This is a genomic window from Citrobacter sp. Ct235 (assembly GCF_030332305.1).
Taxonomy (GTDB): Bacteria; Pseudomonadota; Gammaproteobacteria; order Enterobacterales; family Enterobacteriaceae; genus Citrobacter_A; species Citrobacter_A telavivensis.
Genome location: NZ_JAOWIC010000036.1, coordinates 67,001 through 82,676 on the forward strand (window position 1 = coordinate 67,001; position 15,676 = coordinate 82,676).

Annotated in this window: 14 protein-coding genes; 11 read left to right on the forward strand and 3 right to left on the reverse strand. The window is 54.1% G+C overall.

Annotated elements, in window-relative coordinates:
• Positions 1 to 49: 49 nt before the first annotated feature.
• The 3 genes from dcuR to OGY35_RS03425 form a co-directional block, all read right to left on the reverse strand.
• Positions 50 to 769: a two-component system response regulator DcuR gene (gene dcuR, locus OGY35_RS03415; protein WP_152401549.1), complete on the reverse strand. Its 720-nt coding sequence runs from the start codon at positions 767 to 769 to the stop codon at positions 50 to 52.
• Positions 766 to 2,397, reverse strand: a complete 1,632-nt coding sequence (locus tag OGY35_RS03420) for a sensor histidine kinase (protein WP_286631419.1) — start codon at positions 2,395 to 2,397, stop codon at positions 766 to 768. The genes dcuR and OGY35_RS03420 overlap by 4 nt, the downstream gene beginning before the upstream one ends.
• 119 nt (positions 2,398 to 2,516) lie before the next feature.
• Positions 2,517 to 3,467 carry a nickel/cobalt transporter gene (locus OGY35_RS03425; RefSeq protein WP_286631420.1) on the reverse strand — a complete coding sequence of 317 codons (951 nt, stop codon included), beginning with the start codon at positions 3,465 to 3,467 and terminating at the stop codon, positions 2,517 to 2,519.
• Positions 3,468 to 3,950: 483 nt separating this feature from the next.
• Between OGY35_RS03425 and OGY35_RS03430 the strand changes: the two genes are divergently transcribed.
• From OGY35_RS03430 to OGY35_RS03480, 11 genes are all read left to right on the forward strand, one after another.
• Positions 3,951 to 6,383, forward strand: coding sequence for a DMSO/selenate family reductase complex A subunit (locus OGY35_RS03430; protein ID WP_286631421.1), 2,433 nt, complete (start codon positions 3,951 to 3,953; stop codon positions 6,381 to 6,383).
• A 13-nt stretch (positions 6,384 to 6,396) separates the two neighbouring features.
• Positions 6,397 to 7,023, forward strand: a complete 627-nt coding sequence (locus OGY35_RS03435; protein WP_286631422.1) for a DMSO/selenate family reductase complex B subunit — start codon at positions 6,397 to 6,399, stop codon at positions 7,021 to 7,023.
• Positions 7,016 to 7,789 carry a dimethyl sulfoxide reductase anchor subunit family protein gene (locus tag OGY35_RS03440; RefSeq protein WP_152401557.1) on the forward strand — a complete coding sequence of 258 codons (774 nt, stop codon included), beginning with the start codon at positions 7,016 to 7,018 and terminating at the stop codon, positions 7,787 to 7,789. Before OGY35_RS03435 ends, OGY35_RS03440 begins: the two co-directional genes overlap by 8 nt.
• 92 nt (positions 7,790 to 7,881) lie before the next feature.
• Positions 7,882 to 8,478, forward strand: a complete 597-nt coding sequence (locus OGY35_RS03445; RefSeq protein WP_286631423.1) for a molecular chaperone TorD family protein — start codon at positions 7,882 to 7,884, stop codon at positions 8,476 to 8,478.
• Positions 8,475 to 9,008 (forward strand): ferredoxin-type protein NapF, encoded by a 534-nt coding sequence (gene napF / locus OGY35_RS03450; protein WP_286631424.1) that lies wholly within the window; start codon positions 8,475 to 8,477, stop codon positions 9,006 to 9,008. The genes OGY35_RS03445 and napF overlap by 4 nt, the downstream gene beginning before the upstream one ends.
• Before the next feature lie 494 nt (positions 9,009 to 9,502).
• Positions 9,503 to 10,033 carry a fimbrial protein gene (locus OGY35_RS03455; RefSeq protein WP_152401563.1) on the forward strand — a complete coding sequence of 177 codons (531 nt, stop codon included), beginning with the start codon at positions 9,503 to 9,505 and terminating at the stop codon, positions 10,031 to 10,033.
• Between the two features lie 74 nt (positions 10,034 to 10,107).
• Entirely contained in the window at positions 10,108 to 10,656 is a 549-nt protein-coding gene (locus OGY35_RS03460) for a fimbrial protein (RefSeq protein ID WP_178826554.1), read from the forward strand.
• A gap of 63 nt (positions 10,657 to 10,719) precedes the next feature.
• Positions 10,720 to 13,194, forward strand: coding sequence for a fimbria/pilus outer membrane usher protein (locus OGY35_RS03465; protein ID WP_152401567.1), 2,475 nt, complete (start codon positions 10,720 to 10,722; stop codon positions 13,192 to 13,194).
• 72 nt (positions 13,195 to 13,266) lie between these two features.
• A complete protein-coding gene (locus OGY35_RS03470; protein ID WP_152406245.1) occupies positions 13,267 to 13,980 on the forward strand; it encodes a fimbrial biogenesis chaperone in 714 nt (237 codons plus the stop codon).
• A 17-nt stretch (positions 13,981 to 13,997) separates the two neighbouring features.
• Positions 13,998 to 14,621 (forward strand): fimbrial protein, encoded by a 624-nt coding sequence (locus tag OGY35_RS03475; RefSeq protein ID WP_286631425.1) that lies wholly within the window; start codon positions 13,998 to 14,000, stop codon positions 14,619 to 14,621.
• Positions 14,621 to 15,676, forward strand: a complete 1,056-nt coding sequence (locus OGY35_RS03480; RefSeq protein WP_152401571.1) for a fimbrial protein — start codon at positions 14,621 to 14,623, stop codon at positions 15,674 to 15,676. Before OGY35_RS03475 ends, OGY35_RS03480 begins: the two co-directional genes overlap by 1 nt.

Genomic DNA, 15,676 nt, shown 5'->3' on the forward strand with positions numbered 1-15,676 from the left:
TAATTGTTACCAATATATAACGAAATAACGCAAGGTTAAGATTGTTCTTCTACTGACAATATTGCTTAAGTAAAGAATAATGTTCTGCCTGAATACGGTAGCGGTAAACCGGTCTGCCCGTGACGCCATAATGAATGCTGGTGACCAGAATATGGCAGTTAACCAACCAAATGAGGTATTTGCGGCAGGAGACGCGGGAGATATTCACCGCATTCGCCAGCTCATCGGTTGAAAACTCATAATCCTGATGCGCATCGATCCACTGACACAGCGTACGCAGCGTTTGTGGCGTTAGCCCTTTCGGCAGGCGGCGAGTGTCCTGCTCATTGGACGCACTGCCGTGAATCAGTTGGTCCAGCTCTGACTGCTCATAATACTGGTGCTTGTCCATGTCCCTTTTCTTTTGCAACCAGCTGGTGAGGGCTTCTTCAAAACGTGAGGCCTGAAACGGCTTGATTAAGTAATCAACGACGCCGTAGTGCAGCGAGTCCTTAATCGTTATGGCATCGGCGGCAGACGAGATGACAATGACATCAATTTTGCAGCCGGCGGCATGCAGAAGGGGAAGCAGATCCAGCCCATTCTCTTTCTGCATGTAAATATCCAGCAAAATCAGGTCTATCTGAACGTCGCTATGAAAAATAACTTCTTTGGCTTTCTCCAGCGTTGAGGCGGTTCCGCAGCACTGAAAACCGGGGATCTGTGCGACATAGCGGCGGTTTAACTCCGCTACCATTGCGTCGTCATCGATAATAAAGACATTGATCATGTGCTGGCCCTCTGCCCATCCCAGGGTATTTGTACAAAAAATTGTGTGAAAACGCCAGGTTCGGATTCCACAAAAATATTGCCGCCAAGACTTTCAACTTGTTGTTTAACAAGCGCTAAACCGACGCCGCGTTCAGTTCCTTTAGATGAGACGCCTTTCTCAAAGATAGCGTCAACACGGTGCGGTTCGATGCCGGGACCATCGTCACTCACTTCACAATGCAACCAGCCATTGCGATAATATAAGGAGACGTTGATTTCACCTCCTGACTGCTGTGCTAACGCGTCGATCGCGTTTTCAATCAAATTTCCGAGCGCGGTGATCAATACCGCAATTTGATCTTCATTGCCGCTGTCCGGTAATTGGCTGTCATGGCTAATCACCAGTTTGTGCCCTGAATCGGATGTGCGATTAATCTTACTGAGTAAAAAGCCCGCAATGACCGGCGATCTAATTTTGCCTAGCAGTGAGCCGATCTCTTCCTGATAGTTGTTAGCCGTCCTGATAATATAATCTTCAAGTTGCTTATAACTCTTCAGATGTAACAATCCCAGAATCACATGTAATTTATTCATGAATTCGTGGGATCGTTCACGGAGTGAGTCGGCATAGTTCACCATGCCATCGAGCCGTTGCATCAACTTGCGAACTTCCGTTTTGTCCCTGAAGGTGGAGATTGCGCCAATAATCTTGCCGCCGCTGCGAACCGGGACGGTATTAATGAGCAACAGCCGGTCTTTGATGTTGATCTCTTCATCGCGGTGCGGCGTACCGTCGCGCAAAACTTCGCTGAGATCCACCACCTGCGACCAGGCGTGGCTGAGCGTGGAAAACTGGGGATCGTCCTGTGACTTGCGATAGTTCAGCAATTCCTGGGCGGCATCGTTAATCAACGTCACTTCGCCTTTGTCGTCAACGGCGATCACCCCTTCCTTGATCGACTGTAGCATCGCCTGGCGCTGTTCAAACAGGGTGGAAATCTCATATGGCTCCAGACCAAACAGGATGCGCTTGAGCACTTTCACCAGCACCCAGGTGCCCAGCAGACCCACCAGCACGCCAAAAAGTACGGACCAGATAATACTGCCACGACTGTTGTTAATCTGTTCGGTGACCCGGCTCAGTTCCAGACCGATCGCCACCACCCCAATCTGGCGGTGATTGTCGTCGTAAATGGGCGTGAAAACGCGCAGCGCCTGGGCGAGAAAGCCCCGGTTGATGGCAATATTCTCTTTGCCATCTAACGCCCGCAAAATATCGTCGCCTTTAAACGGCTGTCCGATGCGCTGGGCTTCCGGGTGGGAATAACGCAGGCTTTTCATGTCGGTGACGACAATAAACAGCATATCGTTACGCTTGCGCACCGCTTCGGCAATTGCCTGAATCCCGCTATCCTCCGGTTTTTTCATCAACCCCCTGCGGATCTCCGGCGAGTCTGCCAGCGTTCGGGCAACGGCCAGCGCCTTATTTGCTAACGCATCACGCGTCATGTGGCTGATTTGTGAGAAGTAGAACAGGTGGACGACCAGCAATACAGAAAACAACACGGCGCTGACCATCAATATTACCGTCGTACCGAGTTTCATCGGCCGTGTACGTAGCGTGCGGCAAGGCAGAGAGTGTCTCATTGTGGTCCCGGGTTCACTGTTCGTGTGGTTATTATCCCTATTGGGACACGTAATTCCAAGGTGGCAGGGAAATTCACCGGAGCAGGTACGCAATTATCGGACAATTATTGCGCTTACCGTTAGCAACCTGCGGCAATAAAATCGCCATTGGCGCTAATCGGGATCACCGTTAAGAACAGGATCGTGGCAAAAAGAATCAGCACCACGCCACCGACAATTCTGGCTGCAGGCGCCAGCCATTTCAGGGCCGGATGTCCAGTGCCGAACCATGAGAGCGTCTGATTGCGGGCATAGCGTACCGCCAAAGACAGTCCCATGATTGACAGCGCGGTGCCAAAGGACATGGTCATCACCGCCGCAATGCCCCAGGTGACGATGCCGAGCGCGTTGGAAAATAACAGGATCATGATCGCCCCACTGCACGGCCGAGCGCCGATGGCGAGAATCACCCCCAGTCGGGTTTTCCAGTTGCCGTCCTCCAGCGTCTTCCCGACGCCGTGATGCCCGCAGCCGCACTTCTCGTCATGGTTATGCAGGGGAGTAAACCGGGTGAAGGTGATGGGACGCAGGGATTTTAAAGCATGATAGATCATAAACGCGCCAAACCCGGCGATCAGCACCGCGCTAATTTTCTCAACGTACCACCGGCTGGTGCTCAAATCACCGGATGCCAGGTTAAAGCCAATCGCGAGGATAAACACAAACAGAATCGCGCTGACGCCTTGCATCAGGCTGCCAACAAAAGGCACAACCCGTGCAGCCAGCAGGCTTTCCTTATTGGTGCTCAGATAAGTCGTCACGATGAACTTCCCATGCCCCGGCCCGATGGCATGCAGCACGCCGTACAGAAAGGCCCCCGTCAGTAACCAGAAACCGCCGCTGTACTGATGATTATTCAACTGCAGCAGGTACATCACCAGATAACGGTGCAGCGTGATTTGCGTCGCCAGACACCATTGAATGAATGCCCCCCAGTGCAGATGCAGGGTGTAGCCGACCCCGAACAGTGTCAGAGTCAGGAGTCCTGCCAGCGACAGGCGCAGAGAGGGATGGCGTCCGGATGCGATCATGATTCGGTCTGGCTATGGGTATGATGAAACAGTATAGCCTGATTAAGGGGAGAACCCAGCTCACTGAGCAGACTTCCCCCTTTTTTTACATAACAAATAATTATATTATCTATAAATTATCATGAAAAGTTTATATGACACCGGCCGCCAGGAATATCACTTTCGTCCAGGAATAATCTTTTTACGCACGCCGCGAAAATAAGAATTTTATTTCACTTGCCTGACGGGATATTGATTCGTAATATATTTAAATACATAGCGACTATGCCGTTGTTGTTCTGTTTTTATTTCTTGTTTGTATCGAGAAATGTCACTTTCAGTTAAATCACTGCTTTTTATCAGATGAAAAATGATAAGACGGTCATGGTTTTTCCACTTTATTTTCCCATAAAAGTTCGTTTGATCATAATCAACCATCAGCCGTGTTTAGCCCTTTATGATGACTTATTAATAATAACTATGGATGAAATGTGAGAAATAAAGATGGAAATAAAAAAATGGCTAAACACAACACTGTCCCGACGGGATGCGGTGACAGGCACCGCCAAAATAGGTGCCGCCGTTGCGCTCAGTAACGCGATTACGTTGCCTTTCTCTGTTACCGCGCAGGCCGAAACGACCGCTGCGCCGACGCAGGGTGGTAGTGGTGAAACCGTTCGCCACAGCGCCTGTCTGGTCAACTGCGGCAGCCGTTGCCCGCTGAAAGTGATCGTTAAAGACGACCGTATTGTGCGTATTGAACCAGAAGACGCAAAAGACGACGCGGTATTTGGCGAGCACCAGATTCGTCCGTGTTTGCGCGGACGTTCCAGTCGCTGGCGGGTATATAGTCCGGACCGAATTAAATATCCGATGAAACGCGTAGGTAAACGCGGTGAAGGGAAATTCAAACGTATTTCCTGGGATGAAGCGACCGCATTTATCGCAGCAGAATTGAAACGCGTGACGGAAAAATATGGCCGTGAGGCCATTTATTATAATTATCAGTCAGGCGCTTATTACCATACCCAGGGAACGCCAGCCTGGAAGCGTCTGCTGAATCTCACCGGCGGCTATTTAAATTATCATAACACCTATTCCACCGCGCAAATTGCCACGGCAACGCCCTACACCCACGGTGTTTATGTCGGGAGCCACTTTACGCAAATTGCCCATTCCGATTTGGTCGTGCTGTTTGGTCTGAATTTGTCTGAAACGCGCATGTCCGGTGGCGGACAGGTTGAAGAGTTACGTCGCGCGCTGGAAGTCTCAAAGGCGCGAGTGATTATTATCGATCCGCGTTATACCGACTCGGTGGTGACCGAGCATGCCGAGTGGCTGCCGATTCGCCCAACGACCGATGCTGCGCTGGTGGCCGGTATCGCGCACACGCTGATTACCGAACAGTTGATTAATGAAGCTGAAGTGAATAAGTACTGCGTGGGTTATGACAGCAGCACGCTGCCCGAAGGCGCTGCGCCGAATGCCAGCTATAAAGACTACGTGACCGGTAAGGGCGATGACGGTATCGCTAAAACGCCGGAATGGGCGGCGGAGATAACCGGTATTCCGGCGACGCGCATTCGCCAACTGGCGCGTGAAATCGCCTCGGCCCGTGCCTGTTACATTTGTCAGGGTTGGGGACCGCAGCGTCACGCCAACGGCGAGCAAACTGTGCGCGCCATTCAGACGCTGCCTGCGCTGACGGGCCACTTTGGCCTGCCGGGAACCAACAACGGTAACTGGCCTTATGGCACCCCGTACGGCGTGCCGCTGCTACCGATTTTGACCAACCCAATCAAAACCTCTATTCCGTGCTATCTCTGGACGGATGCGATTCAACGTCCTGAAATCATGACGGCCACCACGATGGGCGTGAAGGGGGCGGACAAACTGAAAACCGGCATTAAGCTGTTCTTCAACCAGGCCGGTAACACGCTGTTGAACCAGCACGGTGAAACCAACCGTACGCGCAAAATTCTCGCGGATGAAAGTTTGTGCGAAACCATTATCGTCATTGAAAACCACATGACGCCGAGCGCGAAATACGCCGATCTCCTGCTGCCGGAAACCAGCTATCTCGAAGCGGAAGATCTGGTGGACAGCTCCTATGCGGCGGGTTCTCACAACTACATGATAGCCCTACAGAAAACGGTCACGCCGATGTGGGAAGTGCGTAGCACCTACGACATCTGCGCCGATATTGCCGGGCATCTTGGCTTGCGCGAACAGTACACCGAAGGGCGGACGCAGGCGCAGTGGGCAGAAATGCACTATCAGCAGATCCGCGAAAAACGTCCGTATCTGCCGGAATGGCCGGTGGCGAAAGAGATGGGGGTTATCGACCAGCGCGTCGCGACAAACAAACAGAGTCTGGCGTTTGCTGATTTTCGCGCCGATGCCGTGGCGAATCCACTGACTACGCCATCCGGCAAGATTGAGATCTACTCTCAGGCGCTGGCCGATCTCGCAAAAGCGTGGACGCTGCCGGAAGGCGATCGTATCCCGGCGGTGCCGGAGTTCTGCGAAGTGAAAGAATCACACCTGAACAAAGTGTTAACCGTGAAATATCCGCTACAGCTGAGCGGTTTTCACACCAAAGGCCATACCCACTCAACCTATACCAACGTGCTGATGCTGCATGAAGCGGTACCGGATGAAGTGTGGATCAACCCGATAGACGCCAGCGCGCGTCAACTGAACTCAGGCGATCTGGTGCACGTGTTCAACGATCGCGGGGTGGTGGCGATCCCCTGTAAGGTGACCCAGCGTATTCTTCCGGGCGTGGTGGCGATGCCGCAGGGGGCGTGGACCCGTCTGGACAGCAACGGTGTGGACGTTGGCGGGTGCATCAACACCCTGACCAGTCATCTGCCGTCGCCGCTGGCGAAAGGGAACCCACAGCATACCAACCTGGTTGAAATCAAACGCGCTTAAGGAGTGATCTGCAATGAAACAGTATGGCTTTTATGTTGACTCCTCGCGCTGCTCAGGCTGTAAAACCTGCCAGGTCAGCTGTAAGGATAATAAAGATCTGGATGTCGGTCCGAAATTCCGCCGGGTCTATGAATACGGCGGCGGAAGCTGGGTGAAAGAGGGGGAAAGCTGGCACAACGACACCTTTACCTACTATCTCTCTATCGCCTGTAACCACTGTGATGAGCCGGTCTGCGTATCCGGTTGTCCGACCGGAGCGATGCACAAACGTGAAGAGGATGGCCTGGTGCTGGTCGATGACAGCATCTGCGTCGGTTGCCGCTATTGCGAAATGCGCTGCCCGTATGGTGCGCCGCAGTTTGATGCTACGGCTAAAGTGATGCGCAAATGCGACGGCTGCCTCGATCGACTGGAGCAGAATCTGCGTCCAATCTGCGTGGACTCCTGTCCGCAGCGGGCGCTGGATTTCGGTCCCATTGACGAACTGCGGGCGAAGTACGGCACCGGGAATGAGATTGCGCCGCTGCCTGCCGCGTCGTTTACCCATCCTAACCTCATTATTAAGCCGCACCCGAAGGCCAAACCTACGGGCGACAAGGAAGGGGCCATTATGAACATGGGGGAGGTGCGCCATGCATGAGTTACCGCTGGTCTTTTTTACCGTCTTTACCCAAAGCGCGGTCGGCGCGTTCATTCTGCTGCTAATTGGCGGTACGCTGGGGCAGATTGACGCGCGGCGGATGGCCATTGGCCTGTTCTCCGTCATGTGTCTGTTTGGCGTAGGGGTACTGCTGGGGATCATCCACGTCGGGCAACCGCTGCGTGCGTTGAACATGCTGCTGCGCGTAGGCCATTCGCCGATGAGCAACGAAATCGTGCTGTCGGCGGTATTTGCCACGCTTGGCGGGCTGGGTTCCCTCGGTTTGCTTCTCAATCGTGGGGCGACCGCAGTGTGTAAAGCGCTGGTGTGGCTGGCTGCGATAGTGGGCGTGGCCTTTATTCTGGCGATCCCGCAAATCTACCAGTTGCCGACGGTGGTCACCTGGCGCACTTCGTATACAACGGCGATGATGGTGCTGACGCCGCTGATTGGCGGCGGCATTCTGGCCGGACTGTTTGGGCTGCGTCTGGGTCTGCTGGTCAGCGTGTTGGCGATCCTGGCCAGCTTCTGCCTGCGCCCTGGGTATATGTCGACGTTGATGAGTGCGGACGGCGCCTTGACGGCGGCGCAAACCAGCTGGTTTACCGCACAGGCGGCGCTGTTGGCCGTGGGGATTGTTGGCGTGGTGACCTGGGCGCGACTGAAGTCCAGTGTCACCGTTCTGGCGATGACCGCACTGATTGTCATCGTGGCGGAGCTTGTGGGAAGGATTGCGTTCTACAATTTGTGGACGCTGCCGATGTAAGCTGTGAGCGGCCTCGGCCGCTCTTTTTCCGTAGTCGTCGTAGACCTGATAAGGCGTCAGCCGCCATCAGGCACGTTCAGGAGTATTTAGAGATGTCGTCTCTTGCCGTATTACCCCGTATCCTCGGTGCACTGTTTTACTACTCTCCCGGGCGACCGGAGGTGAAAGCGCTTTTCGACAGTTTGCCCACGCTGCCCGATCTGTACCCGTGGCGCGATCCGGCGCAGATGGCCAGACTGTGTGCCGACTGGCCGTTGCCGGACGATGATGAACTGGCGTGGCAATTTTCCGTGCTGTTCGAGGGGCAGGGCGATATGCCCGCGCCGCCCTGGGGTTCCGTCTGGCTGGAACGCGATAATCTGCTGATGGGCGATACCACCGCGGAGTACCGTGGGTTTTTACAGTCACAGGGAATGGCGTTTGACGCGCGTCAGAGTGAGCCCGAAGATCAGTTTGGCCTGATGTTGTTAGCCAGCAGCGCGCTGCTGGAGGCCGGCAAAGATGCGGCGGTTAATCAGCTATTCGAGATGTATCTGCTGCCATGGGGATATCGCTATCTGGAACGGTTACAGGACTGCCCGGTGAGCCCGTTCTATGCCCGCCTTGCCGCTGTAACCGCGCGTTATCTGCATGATATGGAGCAGCAACGGGCGCTGCAACCGGTGGTAAAACGGTTGTACTTCGGATGAACAAGTCAGAGAAATATTATCAGGCGCTGATGACGCACCGGCACGTCAGTCGACGCGGGCTGTTTCGCGCGTTTGTCAGTGCCGCAAAACACACTGCGCCTCAGGTGCCGGTGTCTCAACTGACGCATCCGCTGCCGCCGGGTGCCGTGCCTGATGTGCAGTTCATCACGCAATGTACCCGCTGTAACCAGTGCATTACTGCCTGCCCGATGGGAATTCTGACCCGACATGAGGACGGCTACCCGCAACTGGCGATTGAGTATGCCAGTTGCGATGGCTGTGGCTTGTGCATCGCCGCATGCCCGAGTGACGCGCTGTGCGTTCAGGCTCGCTTTGATACTGGCCTGCGCCCGACGTTCAGCTCTGCCTGCGTTAATCCGTTACGCTCGTGCAACCAGTGTATCGAAGCCTGCCCTGAACAGGCTTGTGCCATCGGCGCGGCGGGGATCCCTGTGCTGGACAGCGAGCGCTGTACCGGCTGCGGCGAATGCCGGGTGCAGTGCAACGCTGATGCCATTCGTCTGAGATAACCCTCCAGCCTGGATTTGCGAGGCGGCCTTCCGTTTTGATGTGACTGGCGACGTTAAAAGATTTGCAGGCAAGTCTTTAATGTTGAACGTCGCGCTAAATATCTAATGATTTCCTAAATTATTATTTTATTTTCACTATAATTATGAATTATCCTAATCTTCCTTCTGATTTTTTATTTTATATCCGTTAAAAACCCATCATGTATTTAGGATTAATCGCACTGCTTCGCGAGATATAAATCCGCCTTTCTTCTCCTTGCGAGTTAACAATGCGTATCTATTCCATAGCAAATGTAGTGCTTTGTGTGGAAATTTGGATTTGGTAGCATTTTTATCAGTTCAAAGGAGTGGTGATAATTAATATTATTGCATATTTAATTATTACCGGAACAATTCCAGAACAAAACCAAGAGTTGATTACAGCAGAACGAAATAACGATTGCGACGTGATGACTCTTTATTTCTCAGGATATTGGTACAAACAGGATATTGTTATGAAAATGAATAAAGTTGCTATGGCTGTTGCTTTCACCGCTGCTCTGGGTTCTATGTCTGTTTTAGCTGACACGACGAACGGTGTGATTGAATTCCAGGGTGAACTGGTGAATACCGCCTGTGGTCTGGCACCTGGTTCAAGCCCGGTGACCGTTGATTTTGGTCAAATTCCTGTTTCTGCGCTGGCTAACGGTGCACGCGTCGGGAACGTACACCAGAACATCGAACTGCAGCACTGCGACATCACCGTGGCGCAAACTGCAGAAGTGACTTACACCCCGACCAGCTTAAACCAGGCTGACGGTACTCTGGCTGCATTCACCTCTGGCACCGCCTCTGGCGCGGGTATCGGCCTGCGTGACAGCGCCAGCCAGGATGTGGTGTGGGGCACGGCTACAACGCCTGTTCAGTTAGTTAACGGCACCAACAGCATTCCGTTTGTCGCCTATGTGAAAGCAGAAAGCGCAAGCGCAACCGTGGCTGCGGGTTCTTTCCAGTCCACGGTTAACTTTGAGATTGCTTATCAGTAATCCACCCGACGTTCTGAGTGCGGGAGTTTATCCCGCACTTTTTTAAATCAGGGATCGTACCAGGGAGGGACAAAATGAAAATAAGCAATATGTTCATACTATCGCTTTATTTGTGTGCTCTGACGGGGTCGGTTTCTGCTTTAGGATCCACCGTCACGCCGGGTAAATTAGCGATGAGCGGTGAACTGATTGAGGCGGCATGCAGTCTTGATCCGAACAGTCGGGATATTGTGGTTGAGTTTGGCGATGTGTCTGCCAGCCTGATTAATCGAAATGATGAAGGCAATATTACGCGGCCAGTATTGGTACGCCTGACCGGTTGTTCCGTGGTGAAACGGGGCAACGATGGTTCACTTTATCCTTATGCCTCGGTCACCTTTATAGGTAATGCGGCGGCATCCGATCCCACCACGTTATTAGTCAGTGGTGAAGCCGATGGTTTCGGCATTCGTCTACGTGACAGTCAGGGTGAAATATTAACGCTGGGTCAGCCCTCTCCGGGATATGAACTGAGCGAGACTGATAACGTTTTAAAATTTTCCGCATCGCTGGTACCGGTTCAAAAATATATAAGAGCGGGCGAGTTTACTGCGGTTGCGCAGTTTTTTATGGATTACCACTAACAGCATAACAATAACGTCGCGGGACGCAGAACGTATTTAACGGATTTATTTGGGACGAAAATCATGTCGGTAAAATTAAAAACCCATATAACGATGATTGCTCTTCTGGTGATGAATAGCGGCTACGCGGCGACGGCCAGTGCCGAGGAGAGCATAGAGTTTAATACCGATGTCCTGGATGCTTCGGAGCGTACCCAGATTGATTTGTCGCGTTTTGCGACCGACAACTATGTCACCCCTGGCGATTATTTGCTGGATATCCGCATTAACGGTCAACCGGTCGGCCAGGAGAAAATTCGTTATATCGATGCTCCCGAAGGCAAGCGCACGCTGCCGTGCATCAGCGGCGACCTGCTGGATAAGCTGGCGCTGAAAGATGACGCGCGCGCGCAGGTCACTCAACTCTATGAGAATTGCTACTCATTGCAAAGCCTGCCGGGGGCGAAATTAAGCAACTACGCCGGCGTGCTTGAAATTACTGTACCGCAGGCGTGGATGAAGTATAACGATCCGAGCTGGACGCCGCCTGAACGCTGGGATGAAGGGATTGCGGGGCTCCTGTTCGATTATAGCCTCAACGGGCAACTCACTCGCCAGTTCAACGGCCAGGAAAACTACAGCGCAGTTTCAGGCTACGGTCAGGCAGGGGCGAACATCGGCGGCTGGCGTCTGCGCGGTGAGTATCAGACCAGCTACTACAGCCAGAACCATCAATTCGATTTCGACTGGAACCAGATCTACGCCTACCGCCCCTTGCCGATGATCGCGGCGAAACTGACGCTGGGTGAGATCTACCTGAATTCGCAGGTTTTCGATACCGTGCGTTTTACCGGGATCAACCTTGCCAGTGATGAGCGGATGCTGCCACCGGCGTTACAGGGCTATGCCCCTGAAATTCATGGTATCGCCCGCACCAACGCCAAAGTGACCGTCAGCCAGAGTGGGCGCGTCATCTATGAAACCACCGTGCCCGCCGGACCGTTCAATATTCAGGATTTACGCAGTTCGGTGCGCGGTACGCTCGATGTGCGCGTTGAAGAGCAGGACGGCTCGGTGTCGACCTTCCAGGTGAACACCGCCAACATTCCTTATCTCACGCGTCCGGGCTATGTTCGTTACAACATCTCAGGCGGTACGCCATCCCGCTACAACCATAAAATGCAGGGCCCGACGTTCCTCTCCGGCGATTTCTCCTGGGGGGTCAGCAACGCCTGGTCGCTGTACGGCGGTTTACAGTCTTCCGGTGAAGAGTACACCGCGGCGTCGTTGGGTATCGGGCGCGATCTCTACGCATTTGGCGCCATTTCCGTTGATGCCACCGAGTCATGGAGTCGCGAGTCTGACGGTAAACGACTGAAAGGGACCTCTTACAAGCTGAGTTACGCCAAAACCTTCGACGAATACAACAGTTCCATAACCTTCGCGGGTTACCGGTTCTCGCAGGAAGACTTCCGCTCAATGTCGCAATACCTCGATGAACGTTACCAGGGATATGACCATCTGGGACGCGAAAAAGAGCTCTATACCATCACCGGGAATAAAACGTTCTGGGCTGGCGAAGCGGGGAAGGCGACGACCGTCTTTCTCACCTGGACGCACCAGAACTACTGGGATAAGCGCAGCCAGGATCGCTACGGTATGTCTGTGGGACGCTCCTTCCGGATTGGCGAGATCAACGGCATCTCTGCCAACCTTTCCGCTTACCGTACCGATTACAAAGGGCGCAAAGACGACTCGATCTCCTTCTCGCTGTCGGTGCCGATTGGCGACAACAAATGGGCGGGGCTGGATATCCAGACCAACAACGGCAAAACCAGTCCGATGGCGTCTTACACCGACAACAGTGATTACAACAATTTGTGGCGTATTCGTGCCGGCGCCAGCCAGAGCGGTAATGCCAGCGTTGACGGCTATTACCAGCATCGTTCGCAACTGGCGGAAATTAATACCAACGCCAGCTATCAGCAGAACCAGTACATGGCGCTGAGCACCACCCTGCGCGGCGGCTTCACGGCAACCCGCCACGGCGCGGCGATGCATAACAGCGGCGCAACGATCAATACGGCACGCGTCATGGTGGATACCAACGGCATTGGCGGCGTTCCGCTCAACGGCAAGAAGTCGAGGACTAACGGCTACGGCATTGCCGTGGTGCCGGATGTGGTGAGCTACAACAGCTTTGACACCCGCGTGGACGTGGATGCGATGGACAGTGATGTCGAACCGTCAAAAGCCATCAGTACAACGACCCTGACGGAAGGCGCGATTGGCTATCAGGCCTTCGGCATGGCGAAGGGGATGAAGATGATGGGGACGTTGCGCCTCGCGGATGGCAGCGTACCGCCATTCGGCGCGGAAATTTACAACACCGATGGGGTGAGCGTCGCGATGGTGCTGGAAGACGGGCAAGCCTGGCTTGCCGGGGTCAATGCTAACGAAACGCTGAACGTGATGTGGGGCGGCAAACAGCAATGTCAGGTCACGATCCCGCCAGGTGCAAACGACGGGCGAGCGAACGGGTTTTTGCCGTGTCGTTAACCTCGACGCAACGAGTTTTCTCACTGTAATAAAAGGCCAAAAATGAGCAAGAAAAGACATAACGGATATCTGATGGCGGCGTGGGCGCTGAGCATGATTGGCGGCTACGCGCAGGCAGGGGTCTCTCTGGATCGGACCCGCGTCATTATTACGGAGAAAGAGGCCTCGTCGAGTGCCAATCTGTCCAACACCAGCCCGGATATTCCCTTCCTCGCCCAGTCGTGGGTAGAGGATGAAAAAGGCAACAAGATTACGTCACCACTGATTGTGTTACCGCCTCTACAGCGGATCAACGGGGGACAGAAAGGGATCGCGCGCGTCACCAAAACCGCCGGGATTGAAAAGCTGCCGCAGGACAGAGAGAGCCTGTTCTACCTCAACGTCAGAGAGATCCCGCCGAAGCCGGATAAACCGAACACGCTGCAACTGGCCATGCAGTCGCGCATCAAGCTGTTTTACCGCCCGGCGGCGGTGATCCCGAAGACCCGAAGTGAAGTCTGGCAGGACCAGGTGGTGTTCCATAAAAACGGCAGCCAGATGACGGTACAGAACCCAACGCCTTATTACGTCACGATCCTTGGGCTGTCCAAAGGGGCTGGACAGAAGATCACCCAATTTCCGGGGATCATGATCGCGCCCAAATCGAGCCAGCAGTTTGCGGTAACGGACGGGAATGTCAGTCAGTTTTCCATGATGTTCGTGAACGATTATGGCGGACACCCTGAGCTGAAGTTTCGTTGCGATGGCAACACCTGCAAAGCGCTTCCACCCGCGCAGCAGGGCTAACCAGGAGGAACCTGACAATGCAAAATCCTTTATCCACTGTGGCCCTCCTCGCGATGGGCGTGGCGTTTCAGTGCGGGGCGGATGTGCCGGCGCAGCCACAACATAACGCTCAGGAACATGTCAGCGAAGATAGCGGCATTGTCCGGTTTCACGGTTCTGTGTTTGCTTCTCCCTGCGTACTGATGACACAAGGGCGCATTCAGGACGTCGAGATGGGCGAGATCAGCGCGCAGCATTTTCGTCAGGCGGGCGATCGCAGCGAGCCGGTGCGCTTCAAGTTGCACCTGAAGGACTGCCTGAAAGGGGCGTCGCAGTCGCGAGGGAGTCTGGCTTCCAGAACCACCGGGAATGACTGGCGGGCTTACAGCACCGGGGAGCAGGCGGTGCAACTGACGTTTGTCGGCGAGTCCGACCACAATAACGGACAGCTGTTACGCGCCCACGGTACGACTCAGGGCGCGGGCGTGCGCCTGCTCGATAAGGACGGGAATGCGCTGGATGTCGGCCAGACCCATGCTCCCTGGCTGGTGAATTCCGGTGACAGTGAGCTGAATTTTATGGCGGCGCTGGAATCCACCGGTTTGCATGTGAGCGCGGGCGACTTTAGCAGCCTGGTTCGCCTGAAGATGGAGTACTTGTAATGAAACTGTCAGGCCTGTTCCGCCGCAAATTGCCGGTTTTACTGGCACTCAGCACGCTCGGCTTGCCGGGCGCGGCGTGGTCCGTGGTGGACGGTGAAATTGAACCGGTGAACGGCACCTACGACTATCTGATTAATATTTCTAATCATGACATTACCAACAACCAGATGGGCGCAACGGTTACCGATGAATTCGACCTGGCCGGGATGTTCCAGGGGCGCGCTTACTGCTCACAGCCGATGAGTAATCAGCCGGTATTTTTCATGGCGCAAGCGACGTTAACGCAGTCCGGCATGACGCCGGGTTACCTCAAGCTCAACGACTATATGGACGTCAAAATTGAGATCTACATCGGTGGTAATCTGCAAGACTATAAAACCGTGCCGTTCGAGAACGTCTCAAACGGCGCCGATCAGAACTTCTGTAACGTCCCCAGCACCATTCTGCAAAACCAATTCGCTTCCGGTGCGAGGGGGCGGGTGACCTTTATGATCACCAAACCGATTATCAACGGGGTGAACCTGCAAGGCTCTGAAATCGCCAAACTCTTTGGCCGTCTGGGGCCGGGGGCCATGGGGCAAACCCCGCTGTCGCGCGTCACCATTGCCTCAGGCGTCATCACCGTACCGGATAAATGCATCGTCAATCAGGGAACGCCGATCGTCGTCGACTTCGGCAATATTCCGGGGAACGGCAGTCGGCTGAACGGCACCAACTACAGCCAAAACGTGCCGATTCATGTGAAGTGCGAGGGCGGCAGTTTTGCTCAGGGCGCACTGAATATCAAATTAGGGATCCAGCAGGCCAATCCGGCGTTTGATGACGGCAAATACCTGAGTACGCAAGGAACAACGGATCGTTCCGAACTGGGTATTGCGCTGCGTGACCGTCAGGGTAACCCGGTGGCGCCGAACACCTTCTATAACGTACCGGGGTTTGCCAATAACGAAGGCGACTGGAACCTGACTGCCGCACCGGTGGCGAAATACGTCACCTCAGTCATTCCGGAAGGCGAGTTCCATGCATCTGCAACGGTTGTGGCTGAATTCCAGTAA